16 protein-coding genes and 1 pseudogene are annotated in these 15442 nt (G+C 41.5%); 9 read left to right on the top strand and 8 right to left on the bottom strand.

Features of this window, described 5'->3' with window-relative positions; translation table 11 throughout:
- Positions 1 to 8: 8 nt before the first annotated feature.
- Positions 9 to 752, bottom strand: coding sequence for a hypothetical protein (locus E0H87_RS15025; protein ID WP_413773132.1), 744 nt, complete (start codon positions 750 to 752; stop codon positions 9 to 11).
- A gap of 247 nt (positions 753 to 999) precedes the next feature.
- Between E0H87_RS15025 and E0H87_RS15020 the strand changes: the two genes are divergently transcribed.
- Positions 1000 to 1500 (top strand): DUF1877 family protein, encoded by a 501-nt coding sequence (locus E0H87_RS15020; RefSeq protein WP_131324338.1) that lies wholly within the window; start codon positions 1000 to 1002, stop codon positions 1498 to 1500.
- A gap of 72 nt (positions 1501 to 1572) precedes the next feature.
- Here E0H87_RS15020 and E0H87_RS15015 read toward each other — a convergent pair whose 3' ends face one another.
- The gene (locus E0H87_RS15015) at positions 1573 to 2295 is read right to left on the bottom strand and encodes an outer membrane protein OmpK (protein WP_131324337.1); all 723 of its coding nucleotides are present in this window, start codon (positions 2293 to 2295) and stop codon (positions 1573 to 1575) included.
- A 519-nt stretch (positions 2296 to 2814) separates the two neighbouring features.
- Positions 2815 to 3783 carry an allantoinase PuuE gene (gene puuE, locus E0H87_RS15010; RefSeq protein ID WP_131324336.1) on the bottom strand — a complete coding sequence of 323 codons (969 nt, stop codon included), beginning with the start codon at positions 3781 to 3783 and terminating at the stop codon, positions 2815 to 2817.
- A gap of 241 nt (positions 3784 to 4024) precedes the next feature.
- On the opposite strand from puuE, the gene E0H87_RS15005 reads away from it, so the two are divergent.
- From E0H87_RS15005 to E0H87_RS14985, 5 genes are all read left to right on the top strand, one after another.
- Positions 4025 to 4405 (top strand): HPF/RaiA family ribosome-associated protein, encoded by a 381-nt coding sequence (locus E0H87_RS15005; protein ID WP_131324335.1) that lies wholly within the window; start codon positions 4025 to 4027, stop codon positions 4403 to 4405.
- A gap of 142 nt (positions 4406 to 4547) precedes the next feature.
- On the top strand, positions 4548 to 5090 hold the full coding sequence (locus E0H87_RS15000; RefSeq protein ID WP_131324334.1) for an ankyrin repeat domain-containing protein: 543 nt from the start codon (positions 4548 to 4550) through the stop codon (positions 5088 to 5090).
- 15 nt (positions 5091 to 5105) lie between these two features.
- Positions 5106 to 5876 (top strand): transporter, encoded by a 771-nt coding sequence (locus E0H87_RS14995; protein WP_131324333.1) that lies wholly within the window; start codon positions 5106 to 5108, stop codon positions 5874 to 5876.
- 61 nt (positions 5877 to 5937) lie between these two features.
- On the top strand, positions 5938 to 7716 hold the full coding sequence (dsbD, locus tag E0H87_RS14990) for a protein-disulfide reductase DsbD (protein WP_227547376.1): 1779 nt from the start codon (positions 5938 to 5940) through the stop codon (positions 7714 to 7716).
- Positions 7717 to 7718: 2 nt separating this feature from the next.
- Positions 7719 to 8399 carry a glutathione S-transferase family protein gene (locus E0H87_RS14985; RefSeq protein WP_131324331.1) on the top strand — a complete coding sequence of 227 codons (681 nt, stop codon included), beginning with the start codon at positions 7719 to 7721 and terminating at the stop codon, positions 8397 to 8399.
- Between the two features lie 14 nt (positions 8400 to 8413).
- Here the strand turns inward: E0H87_RS14985 and E0H87_RS14980 are convergent, their stop codons facing one another.
- A complete protein-coding gene (locus E0H87_RS14980; RefSeq protein ID WP_165493980.1) occupies positions 8414 to 9613 on the bottom strand; it encodes a GGDEF domain-containing protein in 1200 nt (399 codons plus the stop codon).
- Positions 9614 to 9848: 235 nt separating this feature from the next.
- Between E0H87_RS14980 and E0H87_RS14975 the strand changes: the two genes are divergently transcribed.
- Positions 9849 to 10415: an FMN-dependent NADH-azoreductase gene (locus E0H87_RS14975; RefSeq protein WP_131324330.1), complete on the top strand. Its 567-nt coding sequence runs from the start codon at positions 9849 to 9851 to the stop codon at positions 10413 to 10415.
- Between the two features lie 55 nt (positions 10416 to 10470).
- Here the strand turns inward: E0H87_RS14975 and E0H87_RS14970 are convergent, their stop codons facing one another.
- Positions 10471 to 11382 (bottom strand): alpha/beta hydrolase, encoded by a 912-nt coding sequence (locus tag E0H87_RS14970; protein WP_131324329.1) that lies wholly within the window; start codon positions 11380 to 11382, stop codon positions 10471 to 10473.
- A gap of 158 nt (positions 11383 to 11540) precedes the next feature.
- Between E0H87_RS14970 and E0H87_RS14965 the strand changes: the two genes are divergently transcribed.
- Complete coding sequence (locus E0H87_RS14965) at positions 11541 to 11978, top strand: DUF2147 domain-containing protein (protein WP_116759144.1); 438 nt, start codon at positions 11541 to 11543, stop codon at positions 11976 to 11978.
- Between the two features lie 66 nt (positions 11979 to 12044).
- On the opposite strand, the gene E0H87_RS14960 is transcribed toward E0H87_RS14965, so the two are convergent.
- Positions 12045 to 12395, bottom strand: coding sequence for an arsenate reductase (locus E0H87_RS14960; protein ID WP_131324328.1), 351 nt, complete (start codon positions 12393 to 12395; stop codon positions 12045 to 12047).
- A gap of 475 nt (positions 12396 to 12870) precedes the next feature.
- Complete coding sequence (locus E0H87_RS14955; protein WP_131324327.1) at positions 12871 to 13689, bottom strand: exodeoxyribonuclease III; 819 nt, start codon at positions 13687 to 13689, stop codon at positions 12871 to 12873.
- Positions 13690 to 13729: 40 nt separating this feature from the next.
- Between E0H87_RS14955 and pyrE the strand changes: the two genes are divergently transcribed.
- The gene (gene pyrE / locus E0H87_RS14950; RefSeq protein ID WP_131324326.1) at positions 13730 to 14380 is read left to right on the top strand and encodes an orotate phosphoribosyltransferase; all 651 of its coding nucleotides are present in this window, start codon (positions 13730 to 13732) and stop codon (positions 14378 to 14380) included.
- Between the two features lie 295 nt (positions 14381 to 14675).
- Here pyrE and E0H87_RS14940 read toward each other — a convergent pair.
- Positions 14676 to 15144 (bottom strand): annotated as a pseudogene (locus tag E0H87_RS14940) (IS5 family transposase); the annotation flags it as partial.
- Between the last annotated feature and the right edge of the window lie 298 nt (positions 15145 to 15442).

The following is a 15442-nucleotide window of genomic DNA, read 5'->3' as shown; positions in this document are numbered from 1 at the left end:
AATATGAGCTACTTCGCTTCCACTTTCAAATAGGTACCACTGGCCGAAACATTATGCCCAAAGCCACAACCTGAGGTATTTTGCTGTTCTTCTACCACAATTTGCTGTCCCTGCTGTGGGTGTGTGGCAAACGTTAAATCAATCTGACAATCTTCATAATGGTATACGGCATGTTTCTGATTTAATGGCATTTCTACATCAAAGCTGCCGAGGTTGGGACCATAAATCAGACCGCGTAAACCGAAGTAATAGCCTTCAAATTCAATTTGATAAGCATTTTTAAGTTTCTTTACGGTGATGGTGTCCCATTGCCCAAAGCCATTTTTGGCTACATAAGTTCCTGCCAATGCTGTTGATTGTTGCACTTTGGGCAATTGGGACAAATTAAACTGGCTCATTTTAGAATCGGGGTTACGTAGAAACCATGCCCGTGCCCAAAGGGGTTTACCCAATTTGGCATAGGTCAGCCCAACATTATTGTTGGCGATTTCGATCTCACGATCTGTGACATTCACACCACTTTCTTCGGCATTGATTTGACAAAAATGTGACCAAGCTGCCTGATCTTCAAATTGGGTTAGGGCTTGGGCATATTGTTTTTGGTCATAATATTGTTTACCCAATCGGGCGTATTGTTTTAGCTTGCCGCAGCCTTGCTGTAATTCTTGTTCATAGCTCCATTCCGCAGCCTGAGTGCTGGAAAAGGATAGAAGGACACCCATTGTGCAGCCAAGTGTTAAAATTTTAAGAATATTCATTGTTATTCAAATAGAAGAATAGAGTCAGGATTATTCTACGGCAAACAGCATGAGTTGGCATATCCAAATGCTGTTAGAGAAATGGTCATAATCTACAGAGGGGTTTGAATACGATAAATCGAGATTAAAGCTGTTGATTTTAAAGTTACAAACTACTGTTGAATTGACACATTTTACCGAGTGTTTTACCACGTAAATCGAGCTAAGCTAATTTTAATAAGTATAAGAAGGAGAGCTCATCATGGACGCGTTTCTTTTTAGCATTGCCCCGAATGATTTAGAAAATTTGATGCTCGATGCCTACAGCATGCAAGATATAGAACATGCACCCAACTTACAGCAACAAATTGATTTGGGGAAACTGTGGCCAGTGTTGGATCAGGTCTTGAGTCAGCATAGTTCGGCAAGTTTGAGTTTGCATGATTTAATTTATGCTGAATATCCCATGTCAGAACATCCAAAATTAAAACCTGTTGCACGTTATAACCCTGCGGTTCATGTGATGGAATTAACGCGGGCACTCGAACAAATCAGTACAGAAGATTTGCAAAAATATTGTCTGCAACACCGCCATACTTCCGATGTTGCCCAGTTATTGGGGGATAATACGGCTCAATTGGATCAAGCGGAATTGACCTTATTGCTGACCCAATTAAAAAGCTTTTATCGGAATGCCATGCAACAGAATCATGCGGTGATCAGTCTCATTGCAGATAATTTACGTCCAAAACGCTTAATTTAAATGGTGGGACTCTTCATTTAGCCATAAAAAAAGCAAGACCGATGTCTTGCTTTTTTAACGCCCATTAAACCCTTAGAAATGGTATTTAATTAAGGCACTGACGTTATTTTCATCTTTACCTGAAATACCGTATTTGTTGTTCCATACTGACCATTCAGTACCGAGGTATAAACGTGTGTTTGGAGAAATGTGTTTACCGACATTCCATTTCCACTGCGTGGTCCAGTTCATTTCACTCGCGTGGTCACCTTTTTCAGCAGTTGACCAGTCCAAGAAACCATCCACCAGGAAGTCTTCTGAACCGACTTTAAACGGCACGCCATACACCAAAGTCATTTGGTAGTCATCTTTTTGCAAATCATTGTCGGCTTTGTAAAGGTTGACTTGCGCATATTGGAAATATGGAATCGCTAGATCTACACCAATACCATATAGGTAGTTATTGAAGCCTTCGCCACCTTCCCAAGTGGTTGCAACCAATACATCTTTAATTGGTCCAAGCTCAAGTTTTTGACCAGAGATTGCACCGAGGCTCAAACGCGGTGAAACTTCGAAATAAGTTTCGTTGCCACTCACATCGTTATTGGTGCGGTCAGCAAAGGCGAAAAAATCACCGTATTGTAATTTTGCTGTGTATTCAAAAGTTACCGTGCTTTGCTTGTCTTCACGAGCAATCAGTTGGTAATCTTCACCATATAAACCTGTGATACTAAAATCTTGCCAGATTGGCGCTGCTTGAGAAAAAGTCGCTGCAGTAGCCAATGCACACGTTGCCGCAATTTGAGTCAGTTTCATTAAAAATATCTCCCCCGAGAAAGCGTATAAAGGATACAGATTCTTTAGCAAAAATAAAGCCAAATTTGACCAATAATTTAAAAAATATGCCATTGAAAAATAGCTTGGAAAAAGATAGTCAATGTTATTGAAAACATTGATAATTTTACCAAGAGGTGTATGTCTTATTGGTTTTTTTATGCCGTAAAAATATGATTTAAATTTATCGATTATTAATTCATCAATATAAAAATGATATGCAACAAATATTTGCACTAATTCTGTGATAAATAATTAACCATATGGTCAATTATGGGGAGCTTTGGGTCGCGTGTGAAAATAGATAAGCATCGTGTCATTTTTAGACGTTGAGCGGTATTCAATTGCTCACGGATGAAAAAACCGTTATGGATCGATTACGCAATACAACTTATGAATACCGCCTAGTTTAAGCAAATGCCCTATACCCAAATGAATTTACGCTCAGTTCATATATGTTGGTGTCGGGCAGTTGAAAAATTACCAGTGGTTGTGCTGTCTTTATGTCGTCGGTGGATGTTGTTGATACCAATGTTGCGCAATATCACCGCGACGGCAAATCCAGACCTGCTCATGTGATTGAATATAATCTAGAAATTTTTGTAAGGCTTTAAAGCGCCCTGGACGACCAAGCAATCGACAATGCATGCCAATCGAGAGCATTTTAGGACGCTGCTCCCCCTCAGCATATAAAACATCAAAAGCATCTTTTAAATACTGGAAAAATTGGTCACTGGTGCTAAAACCATTGGCAGCGCTGAATTTCATATCATTGCTATCCAGCGTATAAGGAATAATCAAATGTGGACGACCTTCACCTTCGGTATTGGTCAGTGTGGTCCAAAAAGGTAAATCGTCACCATAGTAATCACAGTCGTACTGGATTTGCGGAAACTCAGCCAGTAATTGTCGTGTTCGAGGGCTATCTCGTCCGGTATACCAACCGAGAGGTGCGTAGCCAAATAAGGTTTCCAAAACACTAATGGCTTGATCCATATGCTGACGTTCAGTGGCGGCATCCATATATTGATAATGTAACCAGCGTTGCCCATGCGAGACCACATCATACTGCGCTGATTGAATCGCCTCGACGACATAAGGATTGCGAATGAGCGCCATGCCCACACCAAAAATGCTCATGGGAAGCTGACGACGCTGAAATTCTTCATGAATACGCCAGAACCCTGCCCGAGAACCATATTCATACATCGAATCCATCGACATATGTTTATCAGGGAAGCTGGCAGCGCCAAAAATTTCTGATAAAAACTGTTCTGAACCCGCATCTCCATGCTCAATGTGGTTTTCTCCACCTTCTTCATAATTCAGTACGAACTGCACTGCAATACGAGCCTGATTTGGCCATGCGGCATGAGGAATTTGACCATGATAGCCAATTAAATCACGGGAATAAGGGGTGCTACGTATCGAGTTGATGAGTTCTTGACCACGCAAGTAAGGAGTTGTCACAATTGGTTATCCTTTTGATAATTTTTTTAAAATAGCACTTGCATATTTTTGAGTTAAGCCCGATATTCAAAGGACAAGGACACGATTCTGCAGACTCAAAAGTGTTCATCATTTCAATGAGGAGGTTGGTTCCAAAATTGATTAAAGATGTTCGAATGCTGCGTAAACAGCAAGCTACAAGCGTGCCAAGATAGAAAAGTTTTGCACAAAAAAGATTCAGATAAATAAAGAGGATGAGATTATGAACATTGAAATCCGTACAGATAAAAACATTCAAAATAATGATCGTTTAATTAGTTATGTGCGTGCAGAACTGAATCAAGAATTTCAACGTCATAGTGAACGTATTACCCATTTTTCAGTGCATTTAAGCGATGAAAATGGCGTAAAAGGCGGCGATGATGACATTAAATGTATGATTGAAGCACGTCCAGCAGGATTAAAACCTGTGGTTGTGAATCATAAAGCTCATAACGTAGATACCGCCTTTCATGGCGCTATGGATCGTTTGAAACGCAGTCTTGAGCATGTGTTTGAAAAAAGAGAAAATCCCCGAGGTGGGCCATTAGAATATGCAGATGCTGATGGAGACAAAGATGTGATTGATGATGAAGAAGATTAAGCGCTCTGATTGAGCCAAAAATGGAAAAAAAGCCCTGCGGGGCTTTTTTTATATGAATTAAAAACTTTAGATATACATTTACATAAAACAAAAGACCGAGAATTCGGCATAATATTCTGAAACTAATGAAAGAGAATGTTCCATGTTAACAGCACAACAACAAGTCTTTGTGCAGGCGATAGAAGAATTAGACCTGCCACAAGTACAACGTCTTTTGGCTGATGGTTTAGATCCAAACTTTATTGATGCTGAAAAAGGGCCTGCTGTTTCAGTGTGGTCGGATGGTTTATTTCAATGGTGGGAACATGTCAGCGAAGCCTATGAAGCAGGGAAAGGGCTCAGCGACCAACAAAAACAGCAAGAATTAGCCGTTCATTTGGACATTTTGGAAGCCTTAATTCAAGCCAAAGCCAATTTTCATTTATGGGATAGCGAAGAGTTGTATGGCCCACTTTGGGACGCAGCAAGTTCAGCATGTGTACCTGCCGTGCAGCGCTTGTTGGCGATTAAGGTTGACCCGAATAGCCGTGATGAGCAAGGACTGACGATTTTATCTTCAATTAGTGATTTATTTTTTGATTGCGACTTTGATGAAATTAATTGGAGTGAAGCCTTGCCTGAAGAACGTGAAACCCTAGAGTTGTTACGTAGTCAGGGTGCAAAAATGTCGAAAGAATTGGCTTAATCACCGAGGCAAATTATGAAAAATTTACAACAATATGGTGTCTTGGCACTAATGCTTGCGGCGGCATCGCCAGTTTTTGCGGCAGACTTCTCTTTTGATCGTCCAGGTTCTGGTTTTGGAACAGGGATTACTCCTGTTGGCCAACTGGCTTGGGAGCAAGGTTTACCAAGTGCCAACTATGAAGAAAGTACCATAAATGGTGTGCAGCAAAAAACGACCACGCTGAATGCTGATATGCTACTTCGTACGGGGATTGCGCATAACTTAGAATTACAACTGGGTTGGCAGGGGCCGTCATGGAGCCAAGTCAAGCAAGCGGGTAAAACTGTTGATGAAGACGGTTTAGGTGATGTGAGCATTGGTTTAAAAAGTGCGATTGATTTGAACGATGACAACTTGACCATGGCTGTGCTTTTGGAAGCGGTGTTGGCAACTGGTAACGATGGTTTTACCGCAGAAGATGATATTTATGCCTTGGCCACTGCCGTTTCTTATAAGCAAAGCGATTTGGTCGATACGTCGATTACCATGCGCTATGAAGTTCAAAATGGCGATTGGGCTGTGACGGCAATCCCGACCATTGGCTATAAGCTTGCTGATAAATGGTCTGGTTTTTCTGAATTGGTTTATCGCAAAGCGGAAAGCCAAGATTATGAGTACTCATTGGGTTCAGGGGTCATTTATGCATTGAATGAGCGTACTCAGTTCGATGCCAGTGTTGGCGTGGTACTCAGTGGTGACGATAAAGGTTATCAATCAGGTCTAGGCGTTTCATACTTATTCTAAGGCGGTGCCACTCTTGTTTATGGAAAAGTCTCTGCTGCTTTCAAAATCTTATGTACGCAGTATGCTCTTACTCTGTAGTAGTCTTTTACTCTTCTGTACGACACTATTGCATGCACAGTCGTCGTTGTTATCAGCCGAAGAGGCTTTTCCAATCCAAATAGAATCAGTTTCTGCACAGGAAGTGCAGTTACATTGGAATATCCCCGAACATTATTATCTGTATCAGCACAAATTTGAGGTGCGTCAAGGTCAGCAAGCCTTGCCATTAACATTGCCACCTGCACAAGATTTGCATGATGATAACTATGGTCAAACCCAAGTCTATTATCAACAAGTGCAATTTAAGGTGGCAACGCAAGCATCACAGAGTTATCAAGTAACTTGGCAAGGTTGTGCCAAAGACCGTATTTGTTATCCACCACAAACCATTGAATTTAAAACGGATGCAGATGGTTTAGTGGCCTTACAGAATCAAACGGTTGCTCCCAAACGGCTGTTAGATTTAAGCGCAAATAGCAATGCGCTTTCTGCTGAAAATTCAGATACCTTAGACCAGAACCTTTCAACGCCTGTACAACAAACCGCACAAGATCAACATTGGTCTACACAATTGGCACAGCGCTCACCGATTTACGGCTTATTGCTGTTTTTAGGCTTGGGTATTTTGTTGGCCTTTACCCCATGTTCTTTACCCATGATCCCAATTCTCAGCTCCTTGATTGTACGTGATCGTCGCGGGGTCAAAGCGTGGATGATTGCTTTGGTCTTTGTGTGCAGTATGGCGATGGTCTATGCCGTGTTGGGCTTGGTCGCCTCTTCGGCAGGCTTGAACTTTCAGCGTTGGTTACAACAGCCCTCAACTTTAATTGCATTTAGTTTGTTGTTTGTGGTGTTTGCGCTCAATTTATTTGGACTATTCGAATTACGTTTGCCACATGCGGTGGTGCATCGTTTAGATCATTGGCAGTCGATGCAGAAAGGCGGTAGCCTGATTGGCGCGGCTGTTATGGGCATGATTTCAGCTTTGCTGGTTGGCCCTTGTATGACGGCGCCATTGGCAGGCGCTTTATTATTTATTTCTCAAACCCAGAATCAGTGGCAAGGTGCTTTACTGTTGTTCACATTGGGTTTTGGTATGGGCTTGCCCCTGTTGTTGGCCAGTATTCTTGGGGCAAAAGCCTTGCCGAAAGCAGGCTTATGGATGAACCAGATTAAGGTGTTATTTGCCTTTCTGATGTTGGCCTTAGCGCTTTATTTTATTCGCCCATTACTCTCAGAAGGCTGGATGCAGGGTTTAAGTCTGCTGCTAAGTCTTAGCTTTATCGCTTATGCGCTGTATCGTGCCCTATGGCAACAATCGCCTTTACGCCCATTGTATCTCGTGATTTTGCTGTTGGTGGTGCCTTATGTGCTTTATAGCCAGTATCAACAAAGCCAGCGTTTCTTTGTAAAACAGGGGCAGCAACAGATGCAGTGGCATGTGGCGAAAACCGCCGCAGAGTTTCAGCAAATTTTGGCACAAGCCCCGAAAGATCGCGCTATTGTGATTGATGTTTATGCGGATTGGTGCGTGGCATGTCAGCCGATTGAGCATCGCATTTTAAAATCAGCCCAAGTCCAGCAAGCACTCAGTCCATACACATTGATTAAGTTGGATTTAAGTCATTACGATGCCAGTCATCAACAATTATTAAATCAATGGGATATTTTAGGTCCACCGACCTATTTATTTTTAACCCCTCAACAACAGGAAGTTCGCGGACTCCGTTTAACAGGAGCATTTAGCGAAGCTGAGCTATTGCAACAATTAAAACAATTCGGACAAGATCGAGGGCCTTAATCATGTTAGAGCTTTATATTGCCAATAAAAATTATTCTAGCTGGTCGATGCGTCCTTGGTTGGTGCTCAAAGCCTTTGAAATTCCTTTTCAAGAGCACGTGATTTATTTTGATCGCGAACGCTCGATTGGAACATTTAAGCAAAAGCTATCAGCGATTTCTGACAATGCCAAAGTCCCGATTTTGGTCGATCAAGATTTAAAAATTTGGGATTCTTTGGCGATTTGTGAATATCTGGCAGAGCAATATCCTGAGTATGCGCTTTGGCCCAAGGATCAAGCACAATGTGCCAGAGCCAGAAGTATTAGTGCGGAAATGCACAGTGGCTTTAGCCAATTAAGAACCTTATGTGGCATGAATATTCGGGCGCAATTAGCTGAAGTGGGTCAACGGCTTTGGGCTGAAGATAGCGAGTTAAGACAGGATGTAGCACGCATTGAGCAGATTTGGGCAGAGCGTCCCGATCCTGATGCTTTCCTATGTGGGGCATTCAGTATTGCCGATGCATTTTATGCGCCCATCGTGATGCGATTTAAAACTTATGCTTTGCCCGTGTCCGCATCGAGTCAGCGTTATATGCAAAACATGTTGCAACATCCTGCGGTGCAGGCTTGGGTTGAAGCGGCGATGGTGGAAGGGCGTTGGGTCAATTATTTAGAAGCCTATCAAACCGAAGCTGAGTAAGTTAAAACTAGAAATTAGTTTGCGGGCACCGCATTTTCCGTTTGTGCTTGGAAAATATGCACCTGATTACGTCCAGATGCTTTGGCTGAGTATAGGGCTTTATCGGCTTGGGTCAGTAACTGAAAGGGCGTTAAAGGGAATTGTGCGGTTGAAATGCCAAAACTGGCAGTCAGTGCAATACGGCTGCCATCATCATCCCACAATTCTAAATGTTCAATTGCAGCACGACAGCGTTCCGCCGTGTGGTGCGCCTGTTCGAGCGTAGTGTGATACAGCAGTAATAAAAACTCTTCTCCGCCAAAACGTCCCACGATATCGCTCTCACGTAAATGCTGCTTGAGCAATTGCCCGACCAGAATCAAGGCTTCATCGCCTTTATGGTGCCCATGGCAGTCATTAATCGACTTAAAATGATCCAGATCAAGCAAGACCAAGGCATAATTTTGATTTCTCTTACGCTGGATGTGCTCTAAATATTGATTCAAACTGCGTCGATTATAGGTGTTGGTTAGCGGATCAATTCTGCTGAGTTGTTGAATCAGCTGTTCGCGATTGCGCCATTGGCTAAGTAAAATTTCAAATAAGATCAGACAAATCATGACCACAGGGGTAATGAAATACAGCATGCTCCCAACCCAAAATGAATTGGCGTAGGCATCATTGGGTAAATTGAAAATGGGGGCATAAGGCAAGATGCCATGCAAACTCAAATAACCACAGACAAATAAATATAAAGTTGAAGGGATTAATGCACTATAAACAATTGAACGCGGTAATAAGACCAAACCTACGGTGAGCAAACTGACATAGGAGCTTAAGGTTGCAGGGCTGAGTGTACCAATCAGATACGCATCTCGGCATAAAGAGGTAATAAAACACCACACTGCAATATAAGGAACAAAGCGCTTGACCCAAGCTTTGTGCTGCCAGTAAACGCAAGGATAAATCAGGCCACTGAGCACTGCAATAAACACCAGATTTAATATAATCTGCTGTTTAATCAGGACTAAATTGGTCATGCTCCATAGGCTAGGACTAAGCCAAATAAAGATTTTCCAGAGCATCCAAATCAGGTGGGTTAAACAACCTAAAATTAACATCAGAATACATTTATTCAATGTATTCCAGTTCATGATCACCCCATATTCAAGCACAATTTTCTTGAGTTTATGTGGAAGCGATGCAATAGATGGGGAAGATGATTTTGTCGTCATTGCTTTTTATTCCCTCGACATCAACAGTTCCTTTGTTGTTCTAAAGCGAGAATTGTTTTTGCTAACAATAGCATAAATTTTAAACAATCTATCGATTGCTTTACATTTCCCTTTTTGCTGTGATTTAAATATGTTCTAAAAATAGAACATAGTGTATTAACTGAGATAATTATTCTATTTTTATAGATGACCTAAACTTAGCCTATTCCAAAAGATTAAAGATTAAGGTGGCATCATGAAAGTTTTACATATCGACTCAAGTATTTTAGGTACAACGTCGGTTTCTCGCCAGTTGAGCCAAGCGATTGTTGAGCAATTACAAGCGAAACATGGCAATGTGCAAGTTGAGTATTTGGACTTGGCAGCACAGCCGATTCCACATTTAACTGCGGAAATCTTAATGGGTCAAAATGCTGAGCAAGCAGTCTTAGGCGAACAGATCATCCAGCAGTATTTAGCAGCAGACGTAGTTGTGGTGGGTGCAGCCATGTACAATTTTGGCTTGGCTTCAACTTTGAAAGCATGGATTGATCGCATTAGTGTTGCAGGCAAAACCTTTAAATACACTGAAAATGGTCCTGTAGGTTTGGCAGGTAATAAACAAGTGTATATTGCCAGCAGCCGTGGTGGTGTTTATGGTGACAACAGTCCTGCGGATTTCCAAGAAGGTTTCTTGAAAACCGTATTCAACTTTACGGGTGTTGAACAGGTTGATGTGGTCCGTGCCGAAGGCGTAAATATGGGTGAAGAGCTGAAAAATAAAGCCATTGAAGCCGCTTTGGCGCAGGTCAAACTTATCTAAGTTTGAAGAATTAGAAATAAAAAGGTCAGCATCTGCTGACCTTTTTTATGGCATTTTAGTTTTTATCTAAGCGGTGCGCGAATGCGGCTAAATCGGCTAAAGCCTGCTGTGCTTCTGCAAACCAAGCGCTGAACATTTGGAAATTGTGCCACATCCCCGTATAAATTTTAAATTCTACATCAACACCTGCTGCTTCGGCTTGCTGTTGAAAGCGTTGTCCATCATCCATTAAAATTTCTTTAGAACCGACCTGAACCAGTGTAGGTGGCAAGCCCGTTAAATCATCAAATAACGGTGAGACGCGCGGATCACCACGATCAATGCCCGCAGGTACATAGTAATCAATGCCCGCTTCTAAGGCCTCTATCGAGAGCAACGCATCATGTTTTTGGTTAAAACGCAGAGATTCACTGGTTAGTGTTAGATCTAAAAAGGGGGAAAGCAAAATTAAGCCACTGACCTGTTCGAGTTGTGCTTGGCGGATTTTAATGGCCAAAGCAACTGCGAGGTTTGCGCCGCAAGAATCCCCCGATAAAATAATATCTTTGGGGAGAATACCCTGATCGAGCAAATTTAAATACATGTCAAATAAAGCATCAATTGCTTCAGGGAAGGGATGCTCTGGTGAGAGCGGATAATCGACATGCAACACCTGCATTTGGGTACGGGCCGCGATCTGGCTTAAAAATGCACGATGCGTTTTAAGGGAGCCGAGAAAAAAAACGCCCCCATGAATATGCAAGATGAGCTGGGTCGATTCCTGTTGCGGTTTGAGCTCCTCAGCATTCAATTGCCCTAAACGTAAAGGGCGAATTTGAACATCTGCCTGAGTTGGAAAAATTTTACAGAGTTGTTCTAAACCATGTCGCAGTAGATTCGGGGGAAGATTATATTGGCTCGGCGTGCGGATGGTCGTTTTTAAAAGGCTTTCTGTAATGAATTGTTTCCACGGTGCTGAAATCTTCATGGTTGTTCCATTTTGTTATAAATTATGCCTAAATAGTGGTCTATTTACCCACAATAATTACAAGGGTACACTAAACAGTCACATTCAAGAATTGCAAATTTGTTGTGGCTTTACAATACTGAAGACGTCTACAGAACAGACTAGGGAAATCAACAAAAATGAAAAAGATTGCACTTGCATTAGGATTGCTCGGATTTACCGTACTTGCCAATGCGGCTGATCCGTTAAATGGTACAGTTTGGAAAACGATTGATGATAAAACCAAACAACCGCGTGCGGTTGTGAAATTTACTGAGCAAAAAAATGGTGTTTTGACTGCCAGTATTCAAAGTATTTTGACGCCAGGTGAAGAAAATGCTTGTAGTAAGTGCGAAGGTCCATATCACAACAAATCACTGAAAGGTCTCACCATTGTTCGTGGTCTGAAAAATGCTGGTGGCACAAAATATGATGAGGGTACGATTTTAGACCCAAAAAATGGCAAAACCTATAGCTTGAAAGGTGAATTGACTTCAGGTGGCAAAAAGCTTGAGCTTCGTGGTTATTTGGGTGTAGCTGTATTAGGGCGTAACCAAACTTGGGTTCGCGTTAACTAAAGCAGTAAAGCAATGTGGAAAAAGCCTGATAGATGATCAGGCTTTTTTATGGTCAAAATTGGGGCTTTAAGCCGAAATTGCTCGATAAGCAGCTTCATCAAAACCGACGATATAGCCTTGTGCGGTTTGTAAAACCGGACGTTTGATTAAACTCGGCTGTGCCATCAGAGTTTCGATTAATTGGTCTTGGGAAGCCAGAGCATGTTGTTGTTCTGCTTCGCTGAGTTTACGCCAAGTGGTGCCTTTCTTATTTAAGATAAGCTCTTGTCCGACGTGTTTCAACCAGACTTTAAGCGTTTCGGCATCAATCCCTTGTTTTTTATAATCATGAAATTCATAGGCCAAGCCCAGTTCGGTCAATAAATCAAAGGCTTTTTTCATAGAGCTACAGTTTTTAATGCCATAAATTTTAAGCATGCAGAATAAATTCCCGAAGATAATAATTGAGCATAGGGTAAACAAAAAAATTAGCTTTCTCTAGCATTGCAGGAAAATTAGGCGAAAGATGCTGATGTCATGGGGATTGTCATCGAATTGCAATCTAAACTTGGCATGCTATGTTCATGAAGAACAAGAATCTTAAAACAATCAGAACATCAGCGCTTAAATAAAAATAAGCAATAAAAAAGAGAAAACCCGCATTTAATCATCCTGATTATGCGGGTCTCATTACAACGTCCATTGTCACATCCTTGAAAACAAACTCAAAACGAGTTGTGTTTTATTCCATCCTACGGCTTCCTATCCCTTTGCTGTCATCCTGACATGTCCCTGTGCCGTGCCGCTATGATGCCGTTTCTGACCGAGGATAAAAAGACCACAAATACGTCATGTGCTGTGAGCAAAAAGATAATATTGAGTGAACATTTGTTCACTCAAATCAGCCAATTCATTAAATTTGATAGTCAATAATGACGGGTGCATGGTCGCTAAACCATTCATCTTTATACACCCAAGCATTGACTGTGCGTGACTTCCAGTCGGGTGAACAGGCTTGGTAATCAATACGCCAACCCACGTTCTTGGCACGGGCTTGTCCACGATTCGACCACCAAGAATAAAGTTCAGCTTCTTTACGAACTTCGCGGAAGGTATCGACATAACCGAGTTCATCATAAATATGATCGAGCCAAGCACGTTCATGCGGTAAGCAGCCCGAAGATTTTTGATTGCCTGACCAGTTTTTAATATCAATGCGCTTATGCACAATATTGTAGTCACCACACACAATGATCGATTTATTTTCAGCACGCCATTGCTTGAGAATTGTTTGATAATTTTCTAAAAAATGATCTTTGCGTGCCTGAGCTTCATCACCTGATGAACCTGAAGGTAGATACAAAGAGCAAATATGTACGGGGTGATCTAAGCCTAAATCAAATTCCGCACTGATAAAGCGCCCTTGAGAGTCGGCCAGTTCAAAGCCTAAACCATCTGTTACAGACACAAAGGGTAAACGGCTATAAATCGCTGTGCCTGCATAACCTGCACGTTCCGCAGGGAATAAATGCGTATACCAGCCTTCTGGTTTAAATTTATCCGTCCATTGGGCATGGGTGATGCGGCTTTCTTGCATACACACCACATCGGCATCGGACTGTTCTAACCATTCCAATAAGCCTTTGGTTACGGATGAACGTAAGCCATTTACGTTAATTGAAACCACTCGTAAAATTTTTTGATCACTTGGGTAGCTACTCTTTGGTATCATGCGCAGTCATAACCTCAATGTATGAATTTCGGAGCACCTCATGTCAACGCCAGCTCAATTTAACCCACAAGCATTTATCGAACTCGCTTTATCACGTGGTGTGCTTAAATTTGGTGAGTTTACTTTAAAATCAGGTCGAGTGAGTCCTTATTTTTTTAATGCAGGTTTATTGAATGATGGTGAGGCTTTATCACTGTTGGCTTCTGGTTATGCAGATAAATTAACCCAGTGTGATCATGTTGAAGTGGTGTTTGGCCCTGCATATAAAGGCATTCCTTTTGTGGCAGCAACGGCTGTAGCATTGTCGCAAAATCATGGTGTGAGTGTGCCATGGGGCTTTAACCGTAAAGAAGCCAAAGACCACGGTGAAGGTGGTGTATTGGTTGGTGCGTCGGTTGCAGGCAAAAAGGTCTGGATCATTGATGATGTGATTACCGCAGGAACAGCGATCCGTGAAGTGGTCACGATTCTAAAAAATGCAGGTGCACAAATTGCAGGTGTATTGGTAGCTTTAGACCGTCAGGAAAAAGGTCAGGGTGAATTATCCGCGATTCAGGAAGTGCAAAAAGAATTGGAAATTCCTGTACATGCCTTAATTACCATGAAAGATTTAATGAATTATCTAGATGCCAAAGGTGAAAGCGAAGCCTTGGCGAAAATGGAAGCTTACCGTGTGAAATACGGCATCTAAATTTATATTGAACTGAAAAAAGGAAGCGATGGCTTCCTTTTTTCATTTATCAGCGGATTAAATTGTTGAGTAGATCTATTAAATTTGTAAAACATGGGTTGAATCATAGTCGTGGAACGTGAAGAATCATGAAAAAGTCCAGTCGGGTGTGACTGGGCTTTAGTTGGTGAAATAAGCAATTGATTTAAAGATTTCAATGGAATAATGGGTATCATATTCTTGTTCTTGGCACATATCACATATTCTAATATGCTCAGCCATCATACCCCTTGTCAGCAATGAGATAAGTTGCCTAGCCTACAATATCAATCAGTTGTTTTGCAACTTGACTGTCGTGGACGTCACCCCCAGTGATTTTAAAATCAATCGGTAATCCATTCGCGTCGGTTGCAAGATGTATTTTTGTTGTTCGTCCACCGCGTGATTGTCGAATTGCTCTTTCGAAATCATGCCGAGCTCCACTTGCATGTTGATGCACGCGTATGTAGCTTCCATCGATGAATCCTATTCCTGATCCAGAATGCCTCGTAATCTAAAAAAAATTTATCCCATAATCCCTTACTTGCCCAGCGATTAAAGCGATTGTAAGCAGTTTGCCAGGGGCAAAGTTCTTGAGGAATATCACGCCATGTCGCACCCGTACGTAGTTTCCATAAGATAGCTTCCATGATATTTCTACTGTTTTTTGAACTGTAACAACTGTGTAATCGCATAGTATCTTGAATTTTCTGCCAAATATCATCGGTGAGAAGAGTACGTGCCATTGAAAAAATATAGAAATGAAAAGAGCTTAAAGGTGGATTTTAAGTATTTAAAAACAATTCTTCAAATGAGGACACGCCCTAATGAATAAGAAAGTTTTAAAAATTTGACCTAAGTTATTGATCTTGACGAATGCTAAAAATAAGGTAATTTATATATAAAAGCGTTAAAAGAGATAAACAGTTTTCCAGTTTTCCAGTTTTCCAGTTTTCCAGTTTTCCAGTTTTCCAGTTTTCCAGTTTTCCAGTTTTCCAGTTTTCCAGTTTTCCAGTTTTCCAGTTTTCCAGTTTTCCAGTTTTC

Origin of the sequence: Acinetobacter sp. ANC 4178 (assembly GCF_004331175.1) — a bacterium.
GTDB lineage: Bacteria > Pseudomonadota > Gammaproteobacteria > Pseudomonadales > Moraxellaceae > Acinetobacter.
This window is presented reverse-complemented; position numbering and strand designations above follow the sequence as displayed.